This window comes from Sodalis sp. RH15 (genome assembly GCF_047324255.1).
Taxonomy (GTDB): domain Bacteria; phylum Pseudomonadota; class Gammaproteobacteria; order Enterobacterales; family Enterobacteriaceae; genus Acerihabitans; species Acerihabitans ligni.
Window position 1 is genome coordinate 2,434,442 of sequence record NZ_CP178738.1, and the last position, 16,391, is coordinate 2,450,832.

15 protein-coding genes are annotated in these 16,391 nt (G+C 57.4%); 8 read left to right on the forward strand and 7 right to left on the reverse strand.

Annotated elements, in window-relative coordinates; genetic code table 11:
* Window positions 1–61: 61 nt before the first annotated feature.
* The 7 genes from ACL2XO_RS11370 to ACL2XO_RS11400 all read right to left on the reverse strand — a co-directional run bounded on the left by ACL2XO_RS11370 (window position 62) and on the right by ACL2XO_RS11400 (window position 8,911).
* Complete coding sequence (locus tag ACL2XO_RS11370; protein WP_413723974.1) at window positions 62–1,150, reverse strand: iron-containing alcohol dehydrogenase family protein; 1,089 nt, start codon at window positions 1,148–1,150, stop codon at window positions 62–64.
* 281 nt (window positions 1,151–1,431) lie between these two features.
* Window positions 1,432–2,130, reverse strand: coding sequence for a GntR family transcriptional regulator (locus tag ACL2XO_RS11375; RefSeq protein ID WP_132922299.1), 699 nt, complete (start codon window positions 2,128–2,130; stop codon window positions 1,432–1,434).
* Window positions 2,131–2,278: 148 nt separating this feature from the next.
* Complete coding sequence (locus ACL2XO_RS11380; RefSeq protein WP_132922298.1) at window positions 2,279–3,565, reverse strand: MFS transporter; 1,287 nt, start codon at window positions 3,563–3,565, stop codon at window positions 2,279–2,281.
* 62 nt (window positions 3,566–3,627) lie between these two features.
* Window positions 3,628–4,638, reverse strand: a complete 1,011-nt coding sequence (locus ACL2XO_RS11385) for a Zn-dependent oxidoreductase (protein WP_132922297.1) — start codon at window positions 4,636–4,638, stop codon at window positions 3,628–3,630.
* Window positions 4,639–4,885: 247 nt separating this feature from the next.
* Entirely contained in the window at window positions 4,886–6,346 is a 1,461-nt protein-coding gene (locus tag ACL2XO_RS11390; RefSeq protein WP_413742733.1) for an AMP nucleosidase, read from the reverse strand.
* Window positions 6,347–6,480: 134 nt separating this feature from the next.
* Entirely contained in the window at window positions 6,481–7,524 is a 1,044-nt protein-coding gene (locus tag ACL2XO_RS11395) for a pentapeptide repeat-containing protein (RefSeq protein WP_413742734.1), read from the reverse strand.
* Window positions 7,525–7,822: 298 nt separating this feature from the next.
* Window positions 7,823–8,911 (reverse strand): NADH:flavin oxidoreductase/NADH oxidase, encoded by a 1,089-nt coding sequence (locus tag ACL2XO_RS11400; protein WP_132922294.1) that lies wholly within the window; start codon window positions 8,909–8,911, stop codon window positions 7,823–7,825.
* A 103-nt stretch (window positions 8,912–9,014) separates the two neighbouring features.
* Here ACL2XO_RS11400 and ACL2XO_RS11405 point away from each other — a divergent pair, with 103 nt between their 5' ends.
* The 8 genes from ACL2XO_RS11405 (at window position 9,015) to ACL2XO_RS11440 (ending at window position 16,320) form a co-directional block, all read left to right on the forward strand.
* Complete coding sequence (locus ACL2XO_RS11405) at window positions 9,015–9,317, forward strand: ArsR/SmtB family transcription factor (protein WP_132922293.1); 303 nt, start codon at window positions 9,015–9,017, stop codon at window positions 9,315–9,317.
* A 68-nt stretch (window positions 9,318–9,385) separates the two neighbouring features.
* Window positions 9,386–10,258, forward strand: a complete 873-nt coding sequence (locus ACL2XO_RS11410) for a phosphonopyruvate hydrolase (RefSeq protein ID WP_413742735.1) — start codon at window positions 9,386–9,388, stop codon at window positions 10,256–10,258.
* 200 nt (window positions 10,259–10,458) lie between these two features.
* Window positions 10,459–11,355 (forward strand): LysR substrate-binding domain-containing protein, encoded by an 897-nt coding sequence (locus ACL2XO_RS11415; protein WP_413723980.1) that lies wholly within the window; start codon window positions 10,459–10,461, stop codon window positions 11,353–11,355.
* A gap of 486 nt (window positions 11,356–11,841) precedes the next feature.
* Window positions 11,842–12,837: an enoyl-CoA hydratase/isomerase family protein gene (locus ACL2XO_RS11420; protein ID WP_132922290.1), complete on the forward strand. Its 996-nt coding sequence runs from the start codon at window positions 11,842–11,844 to the stop codon at window positions 12,835–12,837.
* Window positions 12,838–12,943: 106 nt separating this feature from the next.
* Window positions 12,944–13,783 (forward strand): 3-keto-5-aminohexanoate cleavage protein, encoded by an 840-nt coding sequence (locus ACL2XO_RS11425; protein ID WP_413742736.1) that lies wholly within the window; start codon window positions 12,944–12,946, stop codon window positions 13,781–13,783.
* 58 nt (window positions 13,784–13,841) lie between these two features.
* Complete coding sequence (locus ACL2XO_RS11430; RefSeq protein ID WP_413742737.1) at window positions 13,842–15,011, forward strand: thiolase family protein; 1,170 nt, start codon at window positions 13,842–13,844, stop codon at window positions 15,009–15,011.
* A 2-nt stretch (window positions 15,012–15,013) separates the two neighbouring features.
* Entirely contained in the window at window positions 15,014–15,679 is a 666-nt protein-coding gene (locus ACL2XO_RS11435; RefSeq protein ID WP_413742738.1) for a CoA transferase subunit A, read from the forward strand.
* Entirely contained in the window at window positions 15,676–16,320 is a 645-nt protein-coding gene (locus ACL2XO_RS11440; protein ID WP_132922286.1) for a CoA-transferase, read from the forward strand. Before ACL2XO_RS11435 ends, ACL2XO_RS11440 begins: the two co-directional genes overlap by 4 nt.
* The last annotated feature ends 71 nt before the right edge of the window (window positions 16,321–16,391 follow it).

Below are 16,391 nucleotides of genomic sequence, written 5' to 3' on the forward strand. Positions count from 1 at the left end.
CCGGTTCCGCGGGCCGGGCCTGTTGACGCTGGGTAGGCTTGTCAGCCGCCCGTGCGCGGGGTTATTCGGTAGAAACCTGCCGGGCGATTTCCTCTACCTGGCGGATGGCCGCCGCGATGTGCTCCGGCGAGACGGCGTCAACCGCCAGCACGAAGGTTTCCTGCCTGCCGGCGGCGAATTCCGCCAGGGTGGCTATCGCCGTTTCACGATCGGTGGTAATGCCCAATGAGGCAAAATTGTAGGGAAATCCGTTTTTTCTATAAAAGGGCATGAGTTTTTTCACCACGTCCGCATCGCCGGTGGTCACCAGTTGCACCAGTATGCCGTAGGCCACTTTCACGCCGTGCAGTATTTCATGAGTTTCCGGCAGATAGCTCAGGGCGTTGTGAATGGCGTGGGCACCCGCCATGCGGCCATATTCTCCGCCGCAGCCGCCCACCATGCCGGCGACGGCAACCACCGCCTCGGCAACCCGCTGGAAGGCGGGGGTAACCCGGCCCGCGTCCATGTCGGCCAATGCCGCCGGTGTGTCCGCAAGCAGGGTATCCAGGGTGGTTTTCGCCGCCGCCAGTCCCATGGTGACGAACAGCGGCAAACTGTCCCGGGGGTATTTGCGGGTAATGGCTTCGGCTTCGTACCATTTTGCCAGGGTGTCGCCGATTCCGCCGACAAAGTACGCTTTGGGGGAGGCTATCAGTAACGATAAATCCAGCAGCACCAGGTGGGCGGCGCGGTGGTAATAATCCACCTGTTTGAAGGTGTGGTCGGGGTGATAGACCGCGGAGAGAGGGGTATAGGCTGAACAGGTGCCCATGACCGTCGGAATAAGGATATTTTCCACGTTCAGGAGTTCGGCGGTGCCTTTGGCGGTATCCAGCGCGCGTCCGCCGCCGATGCCGATAATCACATCCGCGTCCGGCGCCAGTTGTGACAGCCGCTGCATATCTTCATGGCTGGCGGTTTCATCATAAAACAGCACCGGGATAGTCAATTTTTCCGGCATGAACCGTTGGAACGCGGCATAGGCGTGTTTGCCGGCTATGATATAGGGGCGTTGGAAATGGGTTAATTTTTCCGGTAAATACCGTAAGGCTCCCTCTTCGCAGATATATTGCCCCGGACCGCTCCGTACAACCTGGCTTAATCGCATGTTACATATTGCCCGCTAGTATAAATAAAACACGAGTATAATCGTTTGGCGGCGCCTCACGCTACCTGTAACTGGCCCGGTGCGCGTTCGTTGATGGTGGGCCTGGCGTGCCATGGGGCGCTCTCCCTTTAACACGTTTGCTGCGCGATGGGTGATAACGGGCCTAGCGTGCCATGGGGCGCTTCGGCGGGCGGTAAAACCACGCCCGCGTCGACCCCATCGGCGCGCTCTCCCTTTAACACGCTTGCTGCGCGTTCGGTGATGGCGGGCCTGGCCTGCGGTTACAGGTCTTGCGGGTCTTCTTCAAACCAGTGGTGATAGCGCTCCGCGACCTGGGTCAGGGAGAAAATCATCTCTTTTAGGTGCTGATGCATCGCCAGCTCGGCGGCGTCGGCGTCGCCGGCGATAATGGCATCGAGGATGCGGCTGTGCTGCTTAATCAGGCTCGCCGGCGGCGACTCCTTGCTCAGGGTAAGAAAGCGCACCCTGTCCATGCCGGCTTTGATATTCTCAATGGTTTCCCAGGCCAGTTCGCAGTGAACGCTTTGCGCCAGTCCGCGATGGAATTCATCATCCAGCAGGAGGAATTCGTAAGGATCGTCTTTTTCCGCCGCCAATGTTTGCTGATGTATCATCCCGTTCAATCGGGCGATGTCCTCGGGTTTGGCCTCCGCCGCCGCCCGCCGGACCACCGCTGTTTCGATGGCTTCACGGATAAAGCGGCCGTCGGCCACATGGCGGGCGGATATCTTGCGTACAAAGGTGCCGCGCTGCGGCAGTATCTGCACCAGGCCGGTTTCCGCCAGTTTGATAAAGGCTTCGCGCACCGGCTGGCGGGAAATTTTGTACCGGGAGGAAATCTCGTTTTCCGACAAGGTCGAGCCAGGATGAATGGTGCAGGAGACAATATCTAGGCGTAAGAAACGGTAGATCTGTTTACTCACTGATTCGTAGGCGGTGATGTCTCGACTAAGGGGCATAAGTATTTCATTTTTATGTAGGCGTAGAAGAATTCGATAAGTCTAAAGAGGAGTGAAGGCCAGCGCCAGTCATTTTGACGTTTAGGGTGGACGGGAAGCGATCAGGCGAAAGGCGGACGGCTCGACGGGAGCCGTTCGCCCATGGGGATCAGGAGGCGGAGACCGGGTTGCCTTGATGCTTTGGCGGTTTGATCACCACCAATACCAGCAGGGCGCCCAGGGCGGCTACCACCCCCGCCAGCACGAAGGCGCTGTCGAATTTGCCGGTATGCTGTACGATATAGCCGGTGGCGACCGGGCCCACGATACCGGACACGCTGCCGATAAGATGGATAAAACCGCTTGCGCCCCCAACCCGGCTTTTATGCACCACGTCCTGGATAATGGCCCAGTAAATGGCGCCGGTGATATAAAGAAAGAAAATCGACACCGACATCAGCACCACTGCCGGCACCACGCTGCTCACCATGCCCGCCAGCGCCACGCAAATCGCCGCCGCGAATAACGACACTACCAGCACGATTTTGCGCGAGAGCAGCAGGCGGCCGGTTAACTGAAAAATTCTGTCGGAAATCCATCCCCCCAGCGCCAAACCCACGAACCCCACAATCCAAGGAATCATCGTGGTGAGGCTCATTTCCTTGATGTTCAGGTTATGGGCCTGTACCAGATAGCTGGGGAACCAGCTCAGGAAGAAAAACAGAATGTAGTTATAACAGAAGAAGGCGAAGGCGGTGACCAGGATAATCGGCTGGCGCAGGTAATATCCCAGGCCGTGGGCCGATTGGGCCAGTTCTTCGTCTGCGCTGATGACTTCCGCTTTCATCTGGTTTACCAGCAGCCGTTCCTCTTCGCTGACCCGTTTGCTGCGGGACGGATTGTCCGCGGCGAAGAACAGCCAGCCGGCCATCCACACCAGGCCGATGACGCAAATCGCTATAAAAGCCGGACGCCAGCCGAACGCCAGGGCCAGATAACCCACGATCGGCCCGCTTACCGCGCCGCCCAGCGGCGAACCGGCGCTGAGAAAGCCCATGGCCGTTGCCGCCTGTTTCTTCGGAAACCAGCCGTTGATGGTTTTATTGGCGGAGGCGCAGATTGGCCCCTCCGCCATGCCGAACAGTACCCGCAGGATCATCATCGACCAGAAGCCGGTGGCGAAGGCGGTCAATCCGCAAAATATGGACCAGAGCGTCACCGCCAGTCCCATCACCAGTTTGGGACCGAATCGGTCCGTCGCCAGGCCGCCGAGAAAGTTGAATAAGGCATAACCAAAAAAGAAGCTGCCGAAGATCAGGCCGAACTGTTCAGCGTTAATGGTTAGGTCTTTTTCTATCATCGGAACGGTGATCGACAATGCAACCCTGTCGATGTAATTGATCATGTAGACCAGGAATAACAGGAAAACGATCGTCCAGCGTAAGTTACGAAACATAGCAACTCCGGTTCTTATGAAGAATTTAGGGCACCGAGGCGGCGTATACCGTACGAAGCGTATCAGCCGACAGTAAGAATCACCTTGCAGCAGCGCTGCGGATCTTGTTCAAAGATAGTCATCGCCTCTTCTATCTGGGCCAGGGGCAGGGAATGGGTCACCAGCTTGGCCGGCGCGATAATGCCGCGCGCCATCCAGTCGATGACCGCCGGGAATCGCTTACTGTTCAGCCGCGAGGTGAACAGCGAAATCTCCTTGCTGGTGAGGCTTTGCTGCGTCACCGTGCAAGGGTCGCCGGAGAACCCCAGCAGGCCGATGCGGGCGGCGGGGGAGGCCAGCGCCACGGCTTCGGGCAGAATGGACGGATGGCAGGCGGCATCCACTATCAGAGTCGGCTGCTCGCCGTTTAGCAGTTCCGCCAGCGGCGTGGTGCCGTTATCCAGCGTCAGGTCGGCTCCGCTGGCACGGGCCAGCGCCAGGCGCTGCGGAATGCGGTCTACCACGATCACCCGGCTCACGTCATAGACGCCTTTTAGCACCTGGACAACCGTCAGCCCCATGGGCCCGGCGCCATATACCAGCGCCACGTCCCGCGTCGTGGGCTTGAGAAAGGCGGTGATATTGGCGGCGATGGTGAAGGGTTCCACCAGGCTCGCCACCTCATCGGGAATGGCGGCGGGCAGGAGATAGGCGTTTTCCGCCGGGGCGCAGGCATATTCGCTGAAACCGCCGTCGCGGTGTACGCCAATCACCTGCAAAGAGGCGCAGACGTTAGGGCGGCCCACCGAACAGGGGTAGCAGTGGCCGCAGCTGACCACCGGGTCCACCGCGACCCGTTCGCCGATGCGCCGGCTGTCCGCTCCCGCCCCGACCGCGTCAATTACGCCGAAAAATTCGTGGCCGATAACCCGGGGATAGCGGGCGAAGGGATTATGCCCGCGCCAAATATGCACATCGGAACCGCAAATACTGGCGGAACGAATTTTAATCCGGACTTCACCGGCGGCGGGTTGCGGTATGTCCCGCTGCTGCAAAACCAGCTCGCCCGGCTTATTGATGACTACACTTTTCATGAGGGTCGCTTTCCTTACTTTATTAACCTAGAGCAATAGGTTAAAAATACTACTTCCATTCTTCCATACAAGTATTCTTGAATGGAAACAAGACGCCCGTCACACATTTAGCAGGCGTCGGGTATCAGGCTGGATTGAATGCCGGAGAATTACCGCAGTACTCTTTCGCGGGCGGCGTTAACGCTGGGGGGACTCCCCGCCGGAATATCATCACGCTGCTTTTCCGGCGGGTGGTAATATCGGGCCTCTACCGAAACGGCGGCTCGTTGAAGGTGCGAAGCTTGCGGGAATGCAATTGATCGCCTTCCGCGCGCAGCAGTTCGATGGCGTGGATGCCTATCTGCAGGTGCTCGGAGATGGCGCCGTCATAGAAACGGTTCGCCTGGCCGGGCAGCTTGATTTCGCCGTGCAGCGGCTTGTCCGAAACGCACAGCAGCGTGCCGTAAGGTACCCGGAAGCGGTAACCCTGGGCGGCGATGGTGGCGCTCTCCATGTCCACCGCCACCGCGCGGCTGAGGTTAAAACGCAGCGCCGAGGCGGAATAGCGCAGCTCCCAGTTCCGATCGTCGGTAGTGACCACGGTGCCGGTGCGCAGGCGCTGCTTCACCTGATCCCCCGGCATGGCGCTGATGGTTTTGGTCGCGTCATACAGGGCGCGCTGCACTTCGGCGATGCTGGGAATGGGAATATCCGGCGGCAACACCGCGTCCAGCACGTGATCGTCGCGCAGGTAAGCGTGCGCCAGTACATAGTCGCCTATCATCTGGCTCTCCCGCAGACCGCCGCAGTGGCCGATCATCAGCCAGGCGTGGGGACGCAGGACCGCAAGGTGATCGCAAATGGTCTTGGCGTTGGACGGGCCGACGCCGATATTCACCAGCGTGATACCCCGTCCCCGCCTTGAAATAAGATGGTAAGCGGGCATCTGATGGTTTTTCCAGGCCAGATCGGAAACCGCTTGCCCGGGATTCAAGGTCTCGGCGGTGACATAGGTGCCCCCGGCGCAGGACAGCGCCTCATACGGGCTGTCGGGGTCGGCAATCTGGCTGCAGGCCCAGCGTACGAATTCATCCACATAGCGGGTGTAGTTGGTGAACAGGATGAACGGCTGGAAATGGTCCACCGGCGTGCCGGTGTAGTGCTTAAGACGGGCCAGGGAAAAATCGGTGCGCAGGGCGTCGAAATGGGATAACGGAAAGTTCTTGGCATAGGTAAATAACCCGTCGGCGGTCTCATCGCCGATTTGCGACAGCTCCGTGGTGGGAAAATGCTGCGCGATGCCGGCGCTCATGGAGCGGTCAAGAGCCAGGTCGGAACCGTCGATGACATAAGGAAAGGGAATTTCATGATGCGACGGCAGCACCTCGATACTGGCGGCGTATTCGCCCTCCAGCATCTCCAACTGGTGGGTCAGATAATGCCGAAACAGCCGTGGACGGGTAATGGTGGTGGTGTAGCAGCCCGGACGGGCGAAACGGCCGTAAGCCCGGTTCTTGGGATGGCCTTGGGAAACCCCGTCCCAGTTGACGCGCAGTTCGGGATAAGCAAACAGTCCCGCGGCCCGCGCCTGTTCGTCCGGTAGCCGGCCGTCCTTGATGAAATCCTTGATGGCTTCGCGCAGCGCCGTTACCGCGCCGTCATACAGCGACTCCAGCTTATCCAGGGCCTGGGCGGCGGTAAAGTTAATGCCGGATGTATTATTATCCACGTTATCTCCTTGGTTTTACCGATACAGCAATTGATCTATGGCTATTTGCCATAGATCAGCAGGCGTTATGCTGATTTTATCATTTCATCGCCCTATCCAGGCCCCTTTCCGGCGGGATTATCGCTGATTATTCCTCATGGATGAATTTGAGACAATGATCCTCCCGCCAAAGGGCCCGATAAGATTACCTCTATGGCGGCGCAGGGAACAACGCCGGTCAATATAGCGCCGGTCAGGTCAGCTCCGGTCAGGATAGCTCCGGTCAAGTCAGCTCCGGTCAGGATAGCTCCGGTCAAGTCAGCTCCGGTCAGGTCGGCTCCGGTCAGGATAGCTCCGGTCAAGTCAGCTCCGGTCAGGTCGGCTTTGCGCAGGTTGGCGCCGCTCAAGTCAGCCCCGCTCAGGTTAGCCCCTCTCAAATCAGCCCAACTCAGGTTTGCGTTATCCAGGGCAATACCGCTCATGTTCGACTCCCTCAGAATCGTGTTACCCAATTTAGCGTCTCTCAAATCGGCCCCGCGCAGGTCGACCCCTTTCAGATCGGTATTACCCAGTTCAGCTTCAGCCAAGATGGCCCACCTCAAATCAATCCCTTCCAGATTGGCGGCAAAGAGGTTGGCTTGACGCAGGCAGGCGCCGCGCAGAATGGTATGGCTCAGATCGGCGCTGCGCAGGTCAGCATCGTGCAGATTGGCATTCATCAGATTAGCGTCCCTGAGGTCTATATGCCCTCGGTCCGTTAAGACTACGGCGTTATGGGGAAGACCGGCCCGCCGTCGTATCATTAAACCGGTGCTGCTGCGGCAATACATTTTTCTGTTTACTTCCGACCGGATACATTTGCCGTCCTTGCTCACGTCGATAATGACGGGATTTAATTCACAAGGGTCGTCATCCGGCAGGGTGAACGTAACGGTATAGCCGGCGAAATCCACCACCAGCCTTGCCGGAATTTTACATGAAGCGCTGTCCGGGGACGCAAGGTAAAGTGAGGTGGCCAAGGCTTCGGCGAACGCATCATATGCCTCGGCGCGCTGCCTGCTCAGGTAGCCAAAGGTAAAAAAATTGAGAATATGCTCAAGGATACCTTGAGGTGAGGTGGCTTCGTCTCTTGCCAAACCGGTGCCGATACCGGAAAGGTGTTCCGCCATCGAGCTTGCACGATCAATGGTAAAATTCATTGATGACACTCCTTGTCAATGCCATTGCGGCTGACTTATTTCAACCTCTGAAATGACAAAATGACGTTAACATGATGAAGGGTAGCGCTCTTTCAGAAAACACTCTTTGATAAGTCCGGTTAAGCATTGGTTCAGGCGATAGCGCAAAGTTTTCGTCGAGACAGGTCCATCGTTTGGCGCCAGATATGGGCACAATATCCCGGCGAATGAAAGGTGAGGGTTGAGTCATCATCTGAGCAACTCCCCCGACGTGGGGGAGTTGAGCTGAACGGGCAAAGCCCGCGCCGGGACGTGACGATCAGTATCTTTCCAGCCAGTGGGCATAAGGCGCCGGCAGGGTCCAGGACGGTCGATCGATACCCAGTTCGCGGGCGGCATAGTAGGCCCAGTGCGGATTGGCCAGATGTGCTTTGCCCACCAGCACCAGATCCAGCTGGCCTTCGGCGACCGCCTTTTCAGCCAGTTCCGGCGTGCCGAACCCCCAGGCGGAAGCTACCGGAATGCCGGTTTCTTCCCGCACCCGCTGCGCGATGGGGCCCATAAACGCCGGTCCCCAGGGAATGTTGGCGTCAGGTGTTGAAAACCCGATGCTGACGCTGAGCAGATCCAGCCCGGTGGCTTTGAACCGGCGGGTTAGTTCGATGGACTCGGTGAGGGTTTCCTCGTCGCGGCCGTCGAATTCGATGACGCCGAAACGGGCGGTGAGCGGCAGATTTTCCGGCCAGACTTCACGCACTGCCGCCAGGGTTTCCAGCAGGAAACGGCTGCGGTTTTCCAAGCTGCCGCCGTACTGGTCGTGGCGCTGGTTGGAGTGCGTGGAGAAGAAACTCTGGCCCAGATAGCCATGGGCGAAATGCAGCTCCAGCCATTCAAAACCGGCGTCGCGGGCACGGCGGGCCGCCGCGACGAAATCGTTGCGTACCCGGGCGATATCCTCCAGGGTCATGGCTTTGGGTTGCTTGGGTAAATTGGCGCCGAAGGCAATCGCGGAGGGCGCGATGGTCTGCCAGCCGCGTGGATCGCTGTCGGCGATATGATCGTCTCCTTCCCAGGGACGATTGGAGCTGGCTTTACGCCCCGCGTGTCCTATCTGGATGCCGGGTACCGCTCCCGCCGCTTTGATGGCTTTTACCACCGGGACAAAGGCCTGCGCCAGCTTGTCGTTCCAGATGCCGGCGCATCCGGGGGTGATACGGCCTTCCGGCGCAACGGCGGTGGCTTCCACCACGACCAGTCCGGCGCCGCCGCGGGCCAGGGCGGCCAGATGTACCTGATGCCAATCGTTGATCAGGCCGTCATCGGCGGAGTACATGCACATCGGCGGGACGGCGATGCGGTTGCGAAGTGTGACATCCTTAAGCTTGAAGGGTTGAAAAAGTGCTGACATAAAGACTTCCTTTTTAAAAGTGGGATCGCATTTACTGATAATTCTATATTTCGATATTAATCGAATAATGGATTTCAGGCAACCTTTTAGGTATAGTTAGCCCATGAGACCTTTCAAACATCCTACCGCCGATGAATTCGTCCTCGAGCGCGTGCTATACGCCCTGAGCGATCCGTTGCGTCTGGACATTGTGCGGCGCCTGGCCCTCCAGGGGGAGGCCAGCTGCGGCGAACTGGACGGCGGCCGTCCTAAATCCAGCGTTTCCCACCATTTCCGCGTCTTGCGCGATGCCGGGCTGGTCCATACTCAAAACGTCGGCACCACCCATATGAATCAGCTGCGCCGTGAAGATATGCAGACCCGCTTCCCCGGCTTGCTGGACGTGATATTGTCGCAGCGGGTTTAACTTCATTGCGCTTTCCTCGCCGGGATGATAAAAAACTTTTCATTGTTAGCGATGTAGCGGCCAGACAGATGACCAAAAACCGTATCCTGCGTGATGCCCTCGCGGGCGGGAAACTCCTTACCGCCATGGCGGCTCATAATCCCCTGGCGGCGAAGCTGGCGGAAGAAGCGGGCTTCGACGCCGTTTGGGGCAGCGGTTTCGAACTGTCCGCCAGCTATGCGGTACCCGATGCCAATATTCTTTCCATGGGTACCCATCTGGAGATGATGCGCGCCATCGCATCGGTAACAGCCATTCCGTTGATAGCCGATATCGATACCGGTTTCGGCAATGCGGTAAACGTCAGCTATGTGGTTCCGCAGTATGAGGCCGCCGGCGCCTCGGCTGTCGTCATTGAAGACAAAACCTTCCCCAAGGATACCAGCCTGCGCGCCGGGGGCCGCCAGGAGCTGGTGCGCGTTGACGAGTTCCAGGGCAAGGTGGCCGCGGCGGTGAGCGCCCGGCATGACCGGGATTTTATGGTTATCGCCCGGGTGGAAGCCCTGATAGCCGGCCTGGGCCAGGCGGAAGCGCAAAAACGCGGCCTGGCCTACCAGGAGGCGGGGGCCGATGCGGTATTGATTCACTCAAAGCAAACCACGCCGGATGAAATCCTCTCTTTTATCGCCGCCTGGCAGGGGAGCATTCCCTTGGTGCTGGTACCCACCGCCTATCCGCAGCTCACCGAAGCCGACGTTGCCGCCCTGGGCAAGGTGGGTATCGTGATTTACGGTAATCACGCCATCCGCGCGGCGGTGGGCGCCATGCGCAGCGTTTTTGCGCAAATCCGCCGGGACGGCGGTATCCGTGAAGTGGATAAAACGCTGCCCGCGGTAAATGAGATTATTGAATTGCAGGATGATGCCCGCATGCGCCGCATCGAAGGAAAGTTTTTACGCTGACAGCGGCAATCAGGCCCTGTTTTAGCTAAGGGCCACATTATAACGATCCATGCACGCCGGGCCGCCGCGACAGCGCCATGCCATCAAGACAGCATGGCTAAAGCGTCATTAACGCCAAGCCTTTTGATGGCTCTCACGGTTTAGCCGGTCAATTTTCGGTATGATAAAAATAGGTATTATTCAGTGAAAAGAGAACGATCGTGGAAATACAACTTTTGCATGAATTTGTATTATTGTCGAAAACACTGAATTTTAGCAAAGCCGCGCAGAAAATGAATATCACTCAGCCGGTATTAAGCAGGCATATGAAATATTTGGAGGAATATTTTGAAGTCAGTTTCTTTAAACGCGACACGCATAAGGTTGAACTGACCAGCGCCGGGAAATTATTTTCTGAGGAAGCGAGCAAAATATTATTCCAATATGAAACGTCGGTATCAGCGATCCAATCGTTTACCGGTAAAAGCCGACGCCGGCTCTCAATTACTTTTCTGGGAGAAGCCATCCAGAAAGTCTTGATAACTTTCCTGACGCAATTTCGCGCCAAACATAGCGATATCGCTATAGAATGCCGCGACAGCGAGCTGGATGAAGCCCTTGCTTTACTGGATAACCATACCAGCGATATGGGATTTCTAATCCGGCCCAGTTTTATGATCAATGAATCGAAATTTTGCACGCTGCCTTTTCAAACCGATCCGCTGTGTGCGGTGGTCAATAAATGTCATCCCTTGGCGGGGCGCGGCAGCGTCTCCCTGCGTGAGGTGGGTGAATGGCCGATAATGCGGGTTGATCCCCGTGAGTTTACCCTGTCCGATGAATACAGCACCCGATTTTTAACCATCCATAACATTAATTTCACCCTGGACAGGGAATACCCCAATCTGAAGACCTGCTGTTTCAACCTGGAATTCACCGATCGTGCGGTGCTCCTGATGCCCAGGCACCGGGGATATCTGGCGGGCCAGAACTGCGTCATGCTGGACATTGCCGAAGAGGACTGCTGGTTCAATCTGGAACTGGTCTGGGATAATAAAAATACCAATCCCACGGTGGCCATATTTTTGAAAGAGTTTAAGAATTTTTTAAAGCAATAAATTGAGATATTGCTCCCTCATCCTCCGTAGATTTATATAAATGAAATTATCGATTGCAGTCAAACTCTAATTAAAGTTTTTATTATATATATATTTTAATTACTCAGCCGTATATATATGTAATTGCCATTCTCAATTAAAACTCCACGGTTATACCTTAGACTACATTAAGCCGAATTTTTACAGGGTGGTTTAATTATATTAGAAGGCCAGTGGTCCCCTTGTGAATAATATTTGGATAATTTTTATCTTATTTTTTTGTGAGTGATGTCACATATTTTCATTGAAAATTTCCGGTTTCATCAAACGCCGAAAAAAATGGTTATGTGGGAAATGCATAACCGAAAATATAAAAAGAATTTCCCCCGCTCAGGGGGCGATGGTACGTTTTTATTGCCAGAAAGCATCAGGGCAAAAATGTGACTCACACCACTTAAACCTGGATTGCTTTTAATAAATTCTCGTTAAGCCATAAAGGAGTAAACCATGGCGATTAAAGCCAATTATGAATCCGATGCCGGAAAACGCAAAGAAATGTCCCATAAGGAATTGGGCACTATTCCCCATATGCGTTTTGAGGAGTATTCGGAAAAATTAAAACACTGCTTCACCATGAAACGGGAAAACGGAATTCTTGAAGCCCGGCTGCATACCAACGGCGACAGCCTGCAGTGGGGCGCGCCCGCGCACCAGGCTCTTCATTACTTTTTCGACTGGGCCGGCAGGGATCCGGACAACGAGATCATCATCCTCGGCGGGACGGGAAAGGACTTTATGAAGGGTATCGGCCGGCTTGACGATAAGGGCAATTGGGGCCCCGCAACCGAGTTTAACTCCGCGCCGGAAGAAGCCTGGAAGATGTATGAATATCAATATTATGACGGCACCAATGACATCGAAGGCCAGGTGTTCGATGTGGAAGTGCCCACTATCGGCGTATGGAACGGCGCCGCTTTCCACACCGATCTGGTGCTTTTCAGCGACCTTACCCTTTGTACCGAAGATGCGTGGACCACGGATATGCACTTCCGGGTCAACATGGTCCCCGGCGACGGCATCGGCATTGCCTGGCGGGAGCTGATGGGCCGCAAGCGGTATGCCTATGCGGAACTGACCGGCGAGATCATCACCGCCCGCAAGGCCCTTGCCCTTGGTATGGTCAACGAAATCTGCCCCGATACGGAATCCTGCTATGCCAGAGCAAGGGAAATAGCCGAGCTCATCATGCGGACCGGTACCCGTGTCACCCGCCGCATCACCACCCAGCAACTGCGGAAGGCCTGGAAGGAAGATATCGCCAATGAGCTTCGCAATGCCTTCTCCACCGAAATGTTCGTGACCGCTACCGAGCACAGTCCCCACGAAGTCAATTACTGGCATTGGGCGCACGAAGAAGCCGAACTGGTCAAGGCGGCGGAGAAGAAAGGCAAGGTTATCCGGCCGCGTGTCAACGGCGGCCAGGAAGAAGATGAGATCAAGTAACTGGGCCGTCATCGGCCGGAACGGGGCGTAGCGCCCCGGATGCCGGTGCATCCGGGCCGCCTTTTACCGGCAGAAAATTCATACAACTCGTAAACGGGACAGGTTCATGAATATTGGCAACGACGTCATCATTTCCGCCGCATTGACCGGCGCGGTGACACCAAAAGACATCAATGAAAACATCCCGCTGACACCGGAAGAGATCGCCGCCGATGCTTACCGCTGCTGGCAGCGGGGCGCCGCCATCGTTCATCTCCATATGCGCGACGACGGGGGCCTGGGGACGATGGACAGCAATAAATTCGCCGAAACCATCCGTCTGCTGCGCGACCGCCATGACTGCGATGTGATTATCAACTGCACCACGTCCGGCGACCATCGGGCCAGCGATAAGCAGCGGCAGGAACATGTGGCCAACCTGAACGGAATCGAAATGGCTTCCTGGGACGCGGGCTCCTTTAACTGGATGCCCGGCGGCGTATTTATCAATTCCCCGCAGTTTTTAGGTGCGCTGGGGGAGGTGCTCACCGGCCGGGGCATCAAACCGGAAGTGGAAATTTTCGATGCCGGCATGCTGGGCATCGCCGACTATTTTGTCCAGCAGGGCAAGCTGTCCAGGCCGCTGCATTACCAATTCTGCCTGGGCGTGCCGGGGGGAATGTCCGCCACGGTGGAGAACCTGCTTTATCTCTGCGGGCATATTCCCCCCGACGCCACCTGGTCGGCGTTCGGCGTCGGTAAAGCCCATATGCCCATGCTGTACGCCGCCATAGCATTGGGCGGACATGTCCGCGTGGGTCTGGAAGACAACGTCTATTTCAGCAAGGGCGTAAAAGCGTCCAATACGCAGTTGGTGGAACGCGCCGCACAGGCGATCCGACTGTTCGGCAAAGAGGTGGCTACACCGGAACGGGCAAGGAAACTGCTGGGGCTCCGGCCGTTATGATCAAGGCCATCGCCGGACCCCTCCTGAGGGGCTCGCAGGCATGCAAAAGAAGGTTGTTATGAGAGAAGCAGTCATAGTATCCGCGGTCCGTACCCCGGTGGGCAAATGCCGCGGCGCGCTGGCGCCGGTACCGGCGCATATTTTGGGCGCCCTTACCGTCAAAGAAGCGGTGAAGCGGGCAAACATCGAGCCGGAAAGCATTGATGATGTCATATTTGCCAACCTGATGAATAGCGAAATCAATAACATGGGGCGGATGGTGGCGCTGGAAGCCGGGCTGCCGGTTTCCGTGCCGGGAATTACCCTCGATCGCCAGTGCGCCGCGTCGCTGAACGCGCTGGCCTATGGCGCCATCCAGATCATGGCCGGTTTTGCCGAGGTGATTATCGCCGGCGGGGTGGAAAGCGATTCCCGCCGTACCTGGTCGCTGGAAAAAACCGATAGCGCTTATTCGGTACAACCGCCGCGGTTTGTGGATATCCATACCTCGCCGGACAGCCTGGGCAATCCGCCCATGGGCATCACCGCCGAAAATGTGGCCGCCAAGTATGGTTTGACCCGCCGCCAGCTTGACGAGTTCGCGCTGCGCAGCCACCGGTTGGCCAGCGCCGCCTGGCAGACGGGCCGGTTTGACGAGCAGATCGTACCGGTGCCCGTAACCGATAAAAAAGGCCGGTTAACCACGGTATCCCGCGATGAGCCGCTGCGCTCCGATTGTTCCCTGGAAGCCCTGGCTTCCCTGCGGCCCAGTTTCAGAGCGGACGGCGTGGTGACCGCCGGCAACAGCTCCCCCATGAGCGACGGTGCCGGGGCTATGGTGCTGATGGAGCGTTCGCTGGCGGAGAAAAGCGGCCGCCGGATCCTGGGGGTCTTTCGCGGTTATGCGGCGGCGGGAGTGGATCCCAACCTGATGGGGCTGGGGCCGGTTCCCGCTACCGCCAAGCTTTTGAAGCAGACGGGTCTGGCGGTGGGCGATATTGATTTATGGGAGTTGAACGAGGCTTTCGCCGCCCAATCCATTGCTTGTATCCGGGAAATCGGCATGGATCCCGCGCGGGTCAATCCCAACGGCGGCGCCATTGCCTTGGGGCATCCCCTGGCGGGCACCGGGGCGATCCTGACCGCGAAAACCCTGTATGAAATGAAACGCCGCAACCTGAACAACGCCGTAATCACCTTCTGTGTCGGTGGCGGCCAGGGCGTGGCGGTATTGCTGACGAGGAGCTGATCATGCCGGGAAAATTTGCTTTCGCCGATGAAATCACCGGCTTGTTTGAAGACGGCCAGACGCTGATTTGCGGAGGGTTCGCCAATTGCGGTGTGCCCAATCACCTTATCCAATGCGTGATCGACAGCGGCGCCAGGCACTTTACGCTGATTTCCAATGATTCCGGCGACGCCGATCTCACCATCGGCCGTCTGATTCATCATGGTTTGGTGGATAAGCTCATCGCCTCGCATATCGGCCGCAATACCGAAACCGTGGCGCTGGTGGAGACCGGCAAAATCCAACTGGAGCTGGTGCCCCAGGGCAGCCTGGCGGAGCGCATCCGCTGCGGCGGCGCGGGATTGGGCGGCATTCTCACCAAAACCGGCCTGGGCACCATGGTGGAGGAGGGGAAACACCGGGTGGTCGTGAACGGTGAAGTGTTTTTGCTGGAAACCGCGCTGCGGGCGGATATCGCCCTGGTGCGCGCCCGCACCGCCGATCCGCTGGGAAACCTGACCTATCGCGGCACCATGCGTAACTTTAATCCCCTGGTGGCCAAGGCGGCGCAGATGACCCTGGTAGACGCGGACATGCTGGTGGATGTGGATGAGTACGGCGTGGATCGCATCGTTACCCCCGGCGTGTATGTGGACAAGATCCTGACAACCCAAGGAGAAAACAAATGAATGCCCGTCTAAGGATAGCAAAACGCGCCGCCGGGTATTTTTCCGCCGGCGATGTGGTCAATCTGGGCATCGGCATTCCCAGCCTGTGCGGCGACTATGCCGCCCCCGGCGTGATGTTCCATACCGAAAACGGTCTGGTGGGCATGGGTCCGCTGACGTCGGGACTGCTGGCGGTGGAAGGGTTCTGCAATGCCACCGGCATGCGTTTTGTGCCGGTGCCCGGCGCCTGCGCATTCGACAGCGCGGAATCCTTCGGGCTGGTCCGCTCCGGCAAACTGGCGGCCTCGGTGCTGGGCGCCCTGCAGGTGGCGCAAAACGGCGATCTGGCCAATTGGGCGCAGCCCGGCCGGGTTTTCGGCATGGGCGGGGCGATGGATCTGGTGAACGGCGCCCGGCAGGTGATTATCACCATGGAGCTGTGCGCCAGAGACGGCGCGCGGAAAATCGTCAACGCCTGCAGTTATCCCCTGACAGGCAAACACTGTGTCGACCATATCGTCACGGAACAGTGCGTAATTGACGTGACCGCGGACGGACTGGTGCTGGTGGAACTGCTGGAAGGCTTGACCCCGAAGGACATCCAGCGCCAGGTGGAACCGAAGCTGATTGTGTCAGATTCCTTGAAAATCATGGAAATATGATGCCAGGAGGATCTCATGGCGAAAGACGCTTTCGGTAAACCAGCGCTGGCTTGCGGCGCGGGGGATAGCGA

Excerpts from the sequence above, each read along its gene's own strand:
- ACL2XO_RS11405 (WP_132922293.1), top strand. The coding sequence starts at position 9,015 with ATGAGACCTTTCAAACATCCTACCGCCGATGAATTCGTCCTCGAGCGC.
- ACL2XO_RS11420 (WP_132922290.1), top strand. The coding sequence starts at position 11,842 with ATGGCGATTAAAGCCAATTATGAATCCGATGCCGGAAAACGCAAAGAA.
- ACL2XO_RS11430 (WP_413742737.1), top strand. The coding sequence starts at position 13,842 with ATGAGAGAAGCAGTCATAGTATCCGCGGTCCGTACCCCGGTGGGCAAA.
- ACL2XO_RS11410 (WP_413742735.1), top strand. The coding sequence starts at position 9,386 with ATGACCAAAAACCGTATCCTGCGTGATGCCCTCGCGGGCGGGAAACTC.
- ACL2XO_RS11370 (WP_413723974.1), bottom strand. The coding sequence starts at position 1,150 with ATGCGATTAAGCCAGGTTGTACGGAGCGGTCCGGGGCAATATATCTGC.
- ACL2XO_RS11435 (WP_413742738.1), top strand. The coding sequence starts at position 15,014 with ATGCCGGGAAAATTTGCTTTCGCCGATGAAATCACCGGCTTGTTTGAA.
- ACL2XO_RS11440 (WP_132922286.1), top strand. The coding sequence starts at position 15,676 with ATGAATGCCCGTCTAAGGATAGCAAAACGCGCCGCCGGGTATTTTTCC.
- ACL2XO_RS11400 (WP_132922294.1), bottom strand. The coding sequence starts at position 8,911 with ATGTCAGCACTTTTTCAACCCTTCAAGCTTAAGGATGTCACACTTCGC.
- ACL2XO_RS11425 (WP_413742736.1), top strand. The coding sequence starts at position 12,944 with ATGAATATTGGCAACGACGTCATCATTTCCGCCGCATTGACCGGCGCG.
- ACL2XO_RS11375 (WP_132922299.1), bottom strand. The coding sequence starts at position 2,130 with ATGCCCCTTAGTCGAGACATCACCGCCTACGAATCAGTGAGTAAACAG.
- ACL2XO_RS11385 (WP_132922297.1), bottom strand. The coding sequence starts at position 4,638 with ATGAAAAGTGTAGTCATCAATAAGCCGGGCGAGCTGGTTTTGCAGCAG.
- ACL2XO_RS11380 (WP_132922298.1), bottom strand. The coding sequence starts at position 3,565 with ATGTTTCGTAACTTACGCTGGACGATCGTTTTCCTGTTATTCCTGGTC.
- ACL2XO_RS11395 (WP_413742734.1), bottom strand. The coding sequence starts at position 7,524 with ATGAATTTTACCATTGATCGTGCAAGCTCGATGGCGGAACACCTTTCC.